The sequence below is a fragment of the uncultured Lacinutrix sp. genome (assembly GCF_947500325.1).
Taxonomy (GTDB): Bacteria; Bacteroidota; Bacteroidia; order Flavobacteriales; family Flavobacteriaceae; genus Lacinutrix.
Genome location: NZ_CANMRQ010000004.1, coordinates 17,245 through 30,613 on the forward strand (window position 1 = coordinate 17,245; position 13,369 = coordinate 30,613).

A 13,369-nucleotide genomic window follows, 5' to 3' on the forward strand; every position below is an offset into this window, starting at 1 on the left:
ACATCCCCATTATGAGAAAACGATCACACTTGCTTTTTATCGTACTCCTTTTAGCAATCAACTTGACTCATGCTCAAGAAAAATTAAACTTTGGAAAAATACCCTTAACAAAAGTTAAAAAGACTTTACAAAGAAGTACAGATCAAAGTATTCTCTATTCCGAATTAAAACCAATTTCAGGTACAGAGTTTCGATTAATAAAAACCGAAATTGATAAGTCTGGAATAACACATAGAACATACCAGCAATATTACAATGGTATTAAAGTTCATTTTGGAGTCTTGAAAGTACATGATAAAAATGGATTAAGGCAATCTTATAATGGCGCTTATTTTAACTCTTCTGGAGTAAAAACAAGGTCTAGTATTTCTACGTTTCAAATACAAAGCATTGCAAAACAATTTATGGGTTCGAATAATGTTTTTTGGTTAGGAGAAGGAGAGCTATCCAAAGACACAAAACCAAAACAAGAATTACTTATTCTACCAAATAGGAGAACTGGAGAATTAAATTTGGTGTATGCTATTGGTATAGGAGTAAATGGTAAAGAACTTAGAATGGGAACGGTTTACATTGATGCTAGTAATGGCACTGTATTAAAATATGATAATCAGTTCTTTAGTTGTTTTGGAGTTAAGGGGAATAAACTGGTTCATAATAGTCATACAAAAGATAAAAAAAGAGAGGCTTTATATGTTTCTGGTACCGCAGCAACAGCTTATTCAGGTTCTCAAAGTTTTGAGACACTACTAGATGGTAATTATATTTTAAATGACGAATCAAGAGCAACAGGAAGTAACTGGAATTTGTCGACCCAAGGCTTAGGTACAAAAACAGGAATTATTACTGTAGATATACAAACAGGAACAGATGTAACAGGATCATTATTTGAATTTACTGATAATAACAATACTTGGACAGCAGCAGAAATGAGTGCAAACGAAGACCAGTATGCTTTAGATGTACATTGGGGTTCTCAATTGGTTTATGATTATTGGAATAATGAACATTCACATAATAGTTATAACGGAAGCAATGGAGCTTTACTTTCTCTAGTTCATTATGGAACTAATTATACTAATGCTGGTTGGGCAGGAATAAGTAATACTAGTGGTTACATGATTTACGGAGATGGTAGTGGTTCATATACACCATTAACAACATTAGATGTTGTTGCTCATGAAATAGCACATGGTATTAATAATGCCACCTCAAACTTAGATTATGAATTAGAATCTGGGGCATTAAACGAAGGTTTGTCAGATATTTGGGCAATGGTTATTGAAAACTATTCTAATAATAACTATGGCACATCAAAAGATTTTTCAGAAATAAATGAAGAGAATGGAGGAGGAGCTTTTCGTTCTATGTCTAACCCTAATAATTACAGTCAGCCAGATACTTACGGAGGAACCCATTGGTACGATGTAGTAGGCTGTACACCTGATGGGGATACAAATAGTGGAGCTTATAATGATTATTGTGGGGTACATACCAATAGTGGTGTGTTAAACTACTGGTTTTGGTTATTGTCACAAGGTGGATCTGGAACAAATGATAATGGCGATACTTTTAATGTAGGAGCTATAGGAATGGATGACGCTGCAGCTATCGTTTGGCAAATGCAAGATAATTATCTAACTAGCACCTCAGACTATACAGATGCAAGAACGCATGCTATTCAAGCTGCTATAGATTTGTTTGGTAGTTGTTCACAGCAAGAACAGTCAACAACCAATGCTTTCTACGCTGTTGGTGTAGGAGCTGGATATGTGGTTGTAAATCCTTCGGTTTCTAGTGAACCCAATGATGTTTCAACTTGTGAAGGCGATATGACAAGTTTTTCCGTTTCAGGATCAGATTACGATTCATTACAATGGCAAGTTGATGATGGAAGTGGATGGTCAAACATTAGTAACGATGGAACCTATTCAGGAGCTACATCTACTACTTTAACTATAACCAATCCGTTATTTTCAATGGATGCGTATGATTACCGTGTACAATTAATCAATAGCTGTAGTACTACGAACTCTAATACAGTGGTTTTAGATGTTGATGAATACCCAGTATCTTCCGTAGTAGCTCAAAATGAAACATGCATCGGAGGTGATGGATCTTTAACGTTTACTTTTTCGGACAATAGCTCAAGAACAAATATTGAATTTAGTATAGATGGAGGCACTAACTATGATTATAATTATGATGATGCGACTAGTCCACAAACGCTATCAAGTTTAAGTGCTGCAACCTACAATATTTGGGTACGTTGGGGTAATGATGAATGCCCTTTAGAGCTAGGTGATTTTATTATTAGTACAGGAACAACACCAACGGCTAGTTCAACCGGTACAACAAATGAAACCTGTTCTTTAAATGATGGTAGTATTGCGCTTAGTTTTTTTGATAATGCAACAGAAACACAAATAGATTTTAGTATCGATGGTGGTCTTAATTATGATTATTCATTTGATGATACAATGGGAACTGGAAGTATTACAGGATTAACACCAGGAGATTATGATGTATGGGCAAGCTATGGAGGAAGCTGTGCTGTTAGTATAGGTACATTTACTGTAGATTCTGAGGCGCCAATAGCGACAGTAACTCCAGTAGATTCTACTATTGGTGGTAGTGATGGAGGTTTTTCTGTTACGTTTATAGATAATCCTTCGCGAAATGTTATAAAGTTTAGTATAGATGGTGGCGTAAATTATCCTTATAATTTTAATAACAGCTTAGGAACAGCATCTATAACAGGATTAGCAGCAACAACCTATAATGTATGGGTTGTATGGGGTAATGATGAATGCCCTAAAGAATTAGGAGATTATACTATAAATGAATCTGCAGATTATGTGAGTATTCCTGATAGCAATTTTGAATCAGCATTAAACGATTTAGGATACGATGATTTGCTAGGAGATAATAAAGTACCATTAGCTTTAATTAATACAGTACAATGGTTAAATGTAGCGAATGAAGGTATTACAGATTTAACGGGTATTGAATATTTTACAGCACTTACTAATTTTGATTGTTCATATAACTCACTTACGAGTATGGACATGACTTCAAACGTGTTATTGGATACTTTTAGATGTGATAATAATTCAGCATTAACAAGCATAAACACGAGTGCCAATACAGCCTTATTATATTATGAAGCGTTCAATTGTGCGCTAAGTACTATAGATATCAGTAATAATTTAAACTTACTGAACTTAGAAATTTATAATAATAGTTTCACCAGTTTAGACTTAAGTAATCATGCATCTTTAGAAGTATTGGACTGCAGTGATAATAATCTAACGTACCTTAACATAAAGAATGGTAATAATACCATGACGGCCAATTCGGAATTTGATGCCACTGGGAATCCAAGCTTGACTTGCATTGAGGTTGATGATGTAGCATATAGCACAACAACTTGGACGAATATTGATGGTACAGCAAGTTTCAGTTTATATTGCGCTTATACCGCAATACCTGATGCTAATTTTGAAGCTGCTTTAGAAGCTTTAGGTTATGATGATATTAGTGCTGATGGACAAGTACCAACCTCTTTAATCAATACAGTTACTTCGCTGAATGTAGACGGAGCATCTATTTCAGATTTAACCGGGATTGAAGATTTTGTTGCTTTAGAAACTCTAGATGCCGACAATAATTCTTTAACAAGCGTAGATGTAAGTGCTTTAAGTAATTTAATAACATTAAGGTTAGATTATAATAACTTAACTATTATAGATGTTACAGCGAATACAAACCTAGAAACCTTATCATTTAGAAATAATACTGTTGCAAGTCTTGATTTGAGTAATAATGTTCTGTTAAAGACTTTACATTTTCAGTTTAATGATGTCGCTACTTTAGATTTAACCAATAATACAGCATTAACTGGCATAATATGTAGAGGTAACGATTTGACAAGTTTAGATCTTTCTCAGAATGTATTATTAAATAACTTTTGGGCTGGTGATAATTTCATCACCAGTATGGATTTAAGCAACAATACACTTTTAGCAATTGTTCAACTTTACAATAATGAGTTGACCTATTTAGACCTAAGAAATGGAAACAATACTATAATCAATAATTTTTCTTTAACAAGTAATTCAAGCTTATCGTGTATTCTAGTAGACGATGCAGCTTATTCCACTTCAAATTGGACAAATATAGACAGTCATACTAATTTTTATGAAACGGGTTGTGCATATACCACTATTCCTGATGCTAATTTTGAATCTGCCCTTGAAACATTGGGTTATGATAATATTTCAGGAGATGGACAAGTTCCTACTAACTGGATAGAAACAGTAAATAATTTGGACGTAAGTAATAATAATATTGCTGACTTAACGGGTATTGAAGATTTTATTGGGTTGGAAAACCTATATGTAACTACTAATAATTTAACTAGTATTGATTTAAGTAATTTATCTAATCTAGATAGGCTTTATGCTCAAGAAAACTTTTTAACGACTATAGATTTAAGTAATAATACATTGCTAACTTATTTTACTCTTCGAGATAATGAAATTGCCAATTTAGATGTTAGTAATAATACTGATTTAACACACATTTATGTAAGTAATAATAATATAACCTCTCTAGATTTAACTAATAATTCAAATTTAGAAGTTATTTCATTATCAGGTAATCAATTGAATTCATTAAATACTCAAAATGGAAACAATACGAATGTTACAACATTTAATACAACTGGAAACAGCAATCTGTTTTGTATTCTAGTAGATGATACAGCATACAGTACGACTAATTGGACAAGCATAGACGGTACTACTAGTTTTTCTGAAAGTGATTATTGTCGTTACACAGCTATTCCTGACGCTAATTTTGAAGCTTGGCTTGAAGCACAAGGATACGATGATATTTCTAGTGATGGACAAGTACCAACTGCTTTAATTGAAGTAGTGACTTCGGTATCTGCTAGCTATCAAGACATAGCTGATTTTACAGGTTTAGAAGATTTCACTGCGCTTGAAAGCCTTACAGCTGCGTATAATTCATTTACACAATTGGATGTAAGTAATAACGTAAATCTAACCTTTTTGCATTGCGGATATAGTAGTTTAACAGGTTTAGATGTAAGTGCTAATTTATTATTAGAAACGCTATGGATTTCTAGTACCTCAGTTAGTACATTAGATCTTAGTTTGAACACTAGTTTAACAGATTTAGTAGCAAATAGTAATTCCAGTTTAGTTGATTTGAATATACAGAATGGGAATAACACGAATGTATCTCAATTCAATACTGCAGGTTGTGCTAGTCTTAGTTGTATTATAGTAGATGATGCAGCCTATAGCACTACAAATTGGACAAATATTGACGTAGGTCATAGTTTTTCTGAAAGTGATTATTGTCAATATACCGCCATTCCAGATACAAATTTTGAAGCTGAATTAGAAGCACTCGGTTATGATGATATTTCTAATGACGGACAAGTGCCTACTGCACTTATCGAAGTAGTGACATCATTAGATGTAAGTTCTAAAAACATTTCCGATTTAACAGGAATTGAAGATTTTACAGCACTTATTTCTTTAGTTTGTGAGTCAAATAGTATAACTAGTCTTGATTTAAGTAATAATGTGGTACTTGAAACAATAGATGCAGATGCAAATGATTTAACTTCATTAATTTTACCAACTAACGGAAGTCTAATAACATTTATATGTAATAACAATGCTAACCTCACTACAGTTGACTTCAGCGGAAACATCAATTTAGAATCTATTCAGGCAACTAACAATGATTTAACAACTGTTAACTTTAGTAATTTACCTGTATTGACGAGCTTATTTTTATCTTCAAATAACTTGACCAATGTTGATATTTCAACATTAACATCACTAGAATCGTTTAGTATAAATTCAAATGGATTAACCAGTATTGATTTATCTAATAATAGCTCTCTTACTAGTTTAGATGTAAGTCAAAATTCATTGACTAGTTTAGATATAAACAACAATTTGGCGTTGGAATATCTAACATTCACAGATAATACGATTAATACTATTGATGTTCAAAATCATACTTCATTAATCTGGCTTTATGGAGGTCAAAATGTATTATCGAGTATTGATATAACCAATAATACTGCACTTGAAAGGCTATGGCTTAATGATAATAATTTAACTAGTATTGACTTGTCTAGCAACATCTTACTGTCAGATTTAGTTGTAAATAATAATTTTTTAGACACCATTGATGTTAGCGCGAATACAGCCGCAAGTTGGTTGTTTGTTGATGGGAACAATCTAACCAGTTTAGATTTAAGTAATAACATTGCCTTATCAAACTTAACAGTTTTCGACAATGATTTAGAGTATTTGAATCTTAAAAACGGGAATAACACAAATATTAGTTTTTCCATTTTTACGGGCAACCCAAATTTAGCTTGTATTCTTGTTGATGATGCGGCCTATAGTACAACTAATTGGACCAATATTGATGTGCAAACCTCATTTAGTGATACCTATTGTAGCTATACTGCCATTCCAAATGCTAATTTCGAGGCTGAATTAGAAGCACTTGGTTATGATGATATTTCTGCCGATGGACAAGTGCCTACTGCTTTAATAGAAGTGGTAACAAGCCTTAGTATTCAAAATAAAGGCATATCAGATTTAACAGGAATAGAAGATTTTACTGCATTAGTAACTTTAGCTTGTAGACAAAACGGTTTAACAAATTTAGATATTAGTCAAAATACGCTCTTAGAGACTTTAGCAGCAAACAACAATGATATACTATCTATAGATCTTTCAAATAATTTAGCATTAAAAAATATCAATTTAGGAGCAAATGAACTTACAGAAATAGATGTTACGAATCACCCATTATTAGAGAACTTGCAAATTAATAATAACGATATTTCAAGTTTAGACATAAGTTTTAATACCGCTTTAAAAGAGTTAAGAACTTATAACACAGATATTTCTACAATAGATTTAAGTAACAATCCATTAATCACGCTACTTCGAGCGTATGATTCCCCGCTTTCAGCACTTGATTTATCAAATAACCCTAATATTGAAGAATTAAGAGTTGAAAATACTTCAATATCTATATTAGATTTGAGTAATAACCCTTTAATTACAACAATTAGAGTTAATGATACTAACTTAAGTTCTTTAGACTTAAGCACTCAAACTGATTTAACATTTTTACGTTGTCAGAATACGAACTTATCCTACCTAAACCTTAAAAATGGGAATAACACAAATGTTACTAGTTTTCAAGCAACAGGAAATTCAAACTTAGACTGTATTTTAGTAGATGATGCTACATATAGTACTACGAATTGGACGGATATTGACGGTGCAACTAGTTTCTCAGACACCTATTGTCGCTATACCTCCATACCAGATGCTAATTTTGAAGCAGCTTTAGATACTTTAGGATACGATGATATTTCTAGTGATGGACAAGTACCAACTGCATTAATTGAAGTTGTGACTACTTTACACGTTAGCGATGAAAGCATCTCTAACTTAACAGGTATTGAAGATTTTACAGCCCTTTTAGATTTAAATGTACAGGATAATAATCTCTCAAACTTAGATTTAACAAATAACATTCTATTAGAAGATTTAAATTGCTCAAGTAATAATTTCTTTAATCTAGATCTTAGTCAAAATGTATCGCTTAATTCATTATATGCAGATAACGGTTGGCTTATTGAATTAGATGTAAGTGCAAATACGCAATTGCAATATTTATACTTGGCAAATAATAACTTTTTAAACTATCTTAATTATCAAAATGGTAATAATACCAATAATCTATTTTTTAATGCTACTGGCACTCCAAATTTAACTTGTATTCTAGTAGATGATGAAGTTTATAGTACTACTAATTGGACTAGCATAGATGTAGGAGCAAGTTTTGAAGACACTTATTGTCGTTATACCGCTATACCAGATGCTAATTTTGAAGCTGCTCTAGAAGCTTTAGGCTATGATGATATTTCTAGTGATGGACAAGTACCTACTGCTTTGATAGAAGTAGTAACAATTTTAGATGTGAGTAATGAAAACATCGCAGATCTAACAGGAATAGAAGATTTTGAAGCATTAACAGCATTAGATTGTTCTAGTAACCAAATAGCAGAAGTGAACTTTGGATCTAACGTACCACTTTCGTATTTAGATATATCAACAAACGACTTAACGCTTTTAGAAGTGCCTACGAGTATCGAAAACCTATTAGCAAACTCAAATCACTTGGTTTATCTAGACTTAACGAGTTACGTGGCATTACAGGAATTATCTTTATATAATAACGAGCTTATTTACTTAAATATACAAAACGGTGTAAATACCAATATCTATAATCTAATCACGACAAGTAATGATAACCTTACCTGCATTATTGTAGACGATGTTGCTTACAGTGATACGAATTGGAATAATATAGATGTAACGACCAGTTTTAGTACGACGTATTGTAGATACACACAGGTGCCAGACATCAATTTCGAAACGCGATTAGAGAATTTAGGACATGATGATATTTCTGGAGATGGACAAGTACCTACAGGATTAATTATAGATGAAGAAAGTTTAGATATTTCTTATACAAATTCTGGGGCTATATATGATACAACTGGAATAGAAGATTTTTATGCTTTGAATAATTTGATATTAAATGATAATCTTATGGCGAGTATTGATTTATCTTCTAATATTAATCTTAGGTATGTTACTGCTGAAAATACAAGTCTAACTAGCTTAGATTTGTCTGCTAATAATTTATTAGAATATGTTCTTTTGGATGATAATAGTGATTTAATCTCCCTTAATCTTCAAAATGGAAACAATACCAATATGGATTCCCCAAGCGATTTCCAAGCGACAAACACACCAAATCTAACCTGTGTACTGGTAGATAATGCAACGTATTCAGTAACCACTTGGGTTGGTTATATTGATCCTCAAATTATGTTTAGTGATACTGAATGTATTCTAGATTATAAATTAGAAGCTAAAGCTTATTTACAAGGAGCCGCTTTAAATCCAAATACAGGAGAAGAGACCTTAATGCGAGACGATTTACGTGTCACAGGCCTTATCACGACAACTAGTCCGTATACAGATGCAGCAACTTGTGCTTCTACAGTATTTAATACAGGTGGTACTGCAGGTACAGGAATCATAGATGATGATATTGTAGATTGGGTATGGGTGGAATTAAGAGATCAAACAGATAATACTCTTATAGTTACTTCACAATCTGCCTTGCTTCAACGTGATGGAGATATTGTTGATGTAGATGGAATTTCTTCATTAACATTTTCATTAAGTAGTGGCGATTATTACATAGTAATTAAACACAGAAACCACTTAAGTATTATGTCTAAAAATATAATAAGCTTATCAACAACATCAACCATTATAGATTTTACAGATGCCAATAATCAAATAACTTATGGAACAGATGCGCAAACCACGTATGGCATGCTAAGTGGTATAGTAGCCATGTGGGCAGGAGATGCTAATGGAGACGGGCAATTAAATTATTCAGGAGCTTTATCTGATGTTCCTGGAATAAGAAGTCAAGTGTTTAATGATCCAAATAATTCCGTATTTGGAGGTCCACCTGTGGCAAGTTACCAATCGGTAGGTTACAATACGACAGATATAGATATGGATGGACTAACAGTATATTCAGGAGGGACAAGTGATGTATTGCATATTAGAAACAATATATTTAATAACCCTTCTAATTCAGTATTTGGTGGACCACCAACAGCAACATATTTGTTTATACAGCAATTGCCAGAAGGTGGTAATTAAGTTTTAAAATTATTCTAAATAATATATATTATTTAAAAACCCAGAACATGACTTTGTTCTGGGTTTTTATGCTTAAAACATAACTTTAATTTAAAAATATTATATCTATATTGTGCTAACTATAAAGATGTTTTAACCGCTTTTAAATCTGTGACTTATGAAAAAAACTACTCCGTTATCTATAGTGCTAATTGTAATTCTTTTTCTATTCAGTTTAAATCTTTCGTTTGCGCAGTGTGGCTCAGGTCAAACATATAATACCTTTTGCCATTCTCAAAATGATAGTAATGTAGTAGGTTTTGAGTTTTGTCCATCTACAGGAGAAATAGCGCAATCTACTATTATAAGTGGGACGATTGGATCTGCATTTGCAGGAATTCCAACAACATTAACTAACTTAACAGTATACGAAGGAGCTTCTGGTTCAGGAACATCTGGGACTATTGTCTTTGGTCCAGTAAATGGAGATATAAGTGGTAATACCATTACTGCAACGCAACCCGACTTATGTCTAATCTTTGTATTCAATAATACACCAGGAATTTTCGGCTGTGCTGAAGGTTTTGATACAACAACTGAGGTATGTAGTGAGAGTATATCAGCAACAACAGTTTCATTTACAGCACCAAACGATTTATGTGTAAATGCAGGGATACAAACAAACCTAAGTGGAGGTTCACCTTCTGGAGGTGTTTATTCTGGACCAGGAGTTACAGATAATGGTAATGGTTCTACTTATTCTTTTGATCCTAACACGGCTAGTACTGGGACTATTACCATTACATACACTAATGGAGGTGCAGCATCAGATACTGTAGATGTTATTGCCGTACCAACAATTAACTTTACAGCACCAGCAGATTTATGTATAGATGCTGGAACAGTAGCTTTGAATAATGCAACGCCATCAGGAGGAACTTATTCTGGTCCGGGTATTACTAATACAGGAGCAAATTATTTCTTTAACCCTGCATTTGCTGGAGTAGGAGTACATTCTATAACCTATACAGAACCCGGTGTTTGTGGAGCAACAGGAACAGATACAATTGAAGTACTCGAAGCATGTGGTTGTCCCTCAGAAGAATCATCTTTCTTTTTCTGTGGAGGTGAAAATGTAGAAACAAATTTAGTCGTGTTTGAAGTTTGTCCATCATCAGGAATGGCAGCTCAAGCCACAATTAATTCAGGAACGTTTAATAATAATTTTGGAAACAGCTTAACAGTATACGAAGGTGATTCGGGTTCTGGTACTTCGGGAACAATTGTTTTTGGGCCAGCTTCTGGTGATTTAACTAATACGGTAATTTCAAGTTTAGGTGCTAATAAGTGTTTAATATTTGTTAGTAATTCATTAAGTGGGGTTGGCTGTCAAGACAGTGCAGAAACAGCATTATCTGTTTGTGGAATAAATATTGCGCCATCAATAAGTTTTTCAGCCTTAAATGATTTGTGTATAGATGAAGGTGAGCAGTCTGGATTAAGCGGTGGCTTTCCAGTAGGCGGTGTCTATTCAGGAAATGGAGTTACAGATGATGGTAATGGAATAACGTATACATTTAATCCTAATATTGCTGGAGCAGGTATAACTACAATAACCTATACAGAAAGTGGTAATTCTGTAACTGATGATGTTGAGGTTTTCGATTTAGGAACAGCAGGATGCTTAAAATTTACAGCACCAGCAGATTTATGCATAGATGCTGGTGTACAAAACACACTTGGCGGAGCAACACCTACAGGTGGTATCTATTCAGGAAACGGAGTAACCGATGATGGTAATGGATTGACTTATAGTTTCGATCCAGCAACAGCGGGTACTGGTACGACAACGATAACTTATACGTTAGGAATGATTTCAACAAATGATATAATAGAAGTCTTTGCTTTACCAGCTGTAACCTTTTCAGTAGATTTTGCAGACCTTTGTACTAATGGAGGGATACAGTTATCTTCATTGGCAGGAAGTCCTTCTGGTGCGGGAGGTGTATTTAGTGGTCCAGGAGTAACCAATGTTGGAGGTGGAATTAATTATCTTTTCGACCCTTCAGTTGCAGGAGCAGGAATTCATACAGTAACATACACGTATACAGATGCTAATGGCTGTTCTAATTCAGCAAGTGATACAGTAGAAGTATTTGCTTTACCAGACGTAACATTAACGTTACCAGCAGATCTTTGCGCAGGAGGAAATGGAGGTTTACCAGTGGGAGGAACCTATAGTGGACCTGGTGTAACAGACGATGGTAACGGGACAACATTTAGTTTCAATCCTAACGTGGCAGGAGCTGGCGCACATACAATTACATACTCATTTACCGAAAGTGTTAATGGATGTACAGGAGAAGCAACAGCTATTTATGAAGATACGGAAGCACCTATAGCAAATTGTGTAGCACCATTTATAGTACAGCTTGATGCTATGGGAAGTGCTTCAATAACAGTGGGAGATATTCTTGATAATGCAACCGATAATTGTGGTGTAGCTAGTTCTAGTATAGATATAACTAATTTTGATTGTTCTAATGTAGGTGAAAATACAGTGACATTAACGGTAACAGACATTTCTGGAAATGAAGGTACATGCGTAACCGTTGTTACTGTAGAAGACCCAACAGGAAATTGCCCATTACGAGTAAGCCCAAAAGTATACTTGCAAGGAGCAGCTTTAAATTCTACTATAGCTACAGATGGATTAATGCGTGATGATTTAAGAGCGTCTGGAGATATACCAACAACAAGTCCGTATATAGATATGCTAACTATAAATGCTTCAGTTTTAAATACAACAGGAGTAGATGCAATAGTAGATTGGGTTTGGGTAGAACTTAGGGATGCAAACTCAAATACTACTGTAGTAGATAGCAAATCAGCATTATTACAGCGTGATGGAAATATTGTTGAAATAGATGGAACATCTCCTTTAGTATTTAACCAAGCTCAAGGTAGTTACTATATTGTTATTAAACATAGAAATCATTTAGGAATAATGACAGATACATCTGTAGCTTTATCAGGAGCTATATCAACTATAGATTTTACCGATGCGAATAATCAAATTACTTTTGGTACAGATGCAGAAACCACTTTTGGTATGCCAAGTGGAGTAGTTGCCATGTGGTCAGGAGATGCTAATGGAGATGGGCAATTAAATTATTCAGGTGCCTTATCAGATATTCCAGGAATAAGAAGTCAAGTTTTTAATGATCCAAATAACTCCGTATTTGGAGGTCCACCAGTGGCTAGTTACCAATCTTCAGGTTACAATACAACAGATATAGATATGGATGGACTAACCGTGTATTCAGGAGGAGCAAGTGATGTATTGCATATTAGAAATAATACCTTTAATAATCCTTCTAATTCTGTTTTTGGAGGACCACCAACAGGAACATATGTGTTTATACAGCAATTGCCAGAAGGTGGAAATTAAGTTTTAAAAATTACTCTACGATAGTAAATAGTATATGTTATTTAAAAACCAGAACATGAATTTGTTCTGGTTTTTTTATTACTAAAAAAAATCTAATGCTACATCAACATTA

The 13,369-nt window shown here is 33.7% G+C and carries 2 protein-coding genes; both read left to right on the forward strand.

The window, feature by feature from the left end:
• The first annotated feature begins 11 nt into the window (after positions 1-11).
• Entirely contained in the window at positions 12-9,827 is a 9,816-nt protein-coding gene (locus tag Q0997_RS06660) for a M4 family metallopeptidase (RefSeq protein WP_299886419.1), read from the forward strand.
• A 157-nt stretch (positions 9,828-9,984) separates the two neighbouring features.
• Positions 9,985-13,257, forward strand: coding sequence for a hypothetical protein (locus Q0997_RS06665; protein WP_299886422.1), 3,273 nt, complete (start codon positions 9,985-9,987; stop codon positions 13,255-13,257).
• The last annotated feature ends 112 nt before the right edge of the window (positions 13,258-13,369 follow it).

What these genes read in the sequence shown, in the direction of transcription:
- Q0997_RS06660 (WP_299886419.1), top strand. Translation starts at nt 12, where the DNA reads ATGAGAAAACGATCACACTTGCTTTTTATCGTACTCCTTTTAGCAATC.
- Q0997_RS06665 (WP_299886422.1), top strand. Translation starts at nt 9,985, where the DNA reads ATGAAAAAAACTACTCCGTTATCTATAGTGCTAATTGTAATTCTTTTT.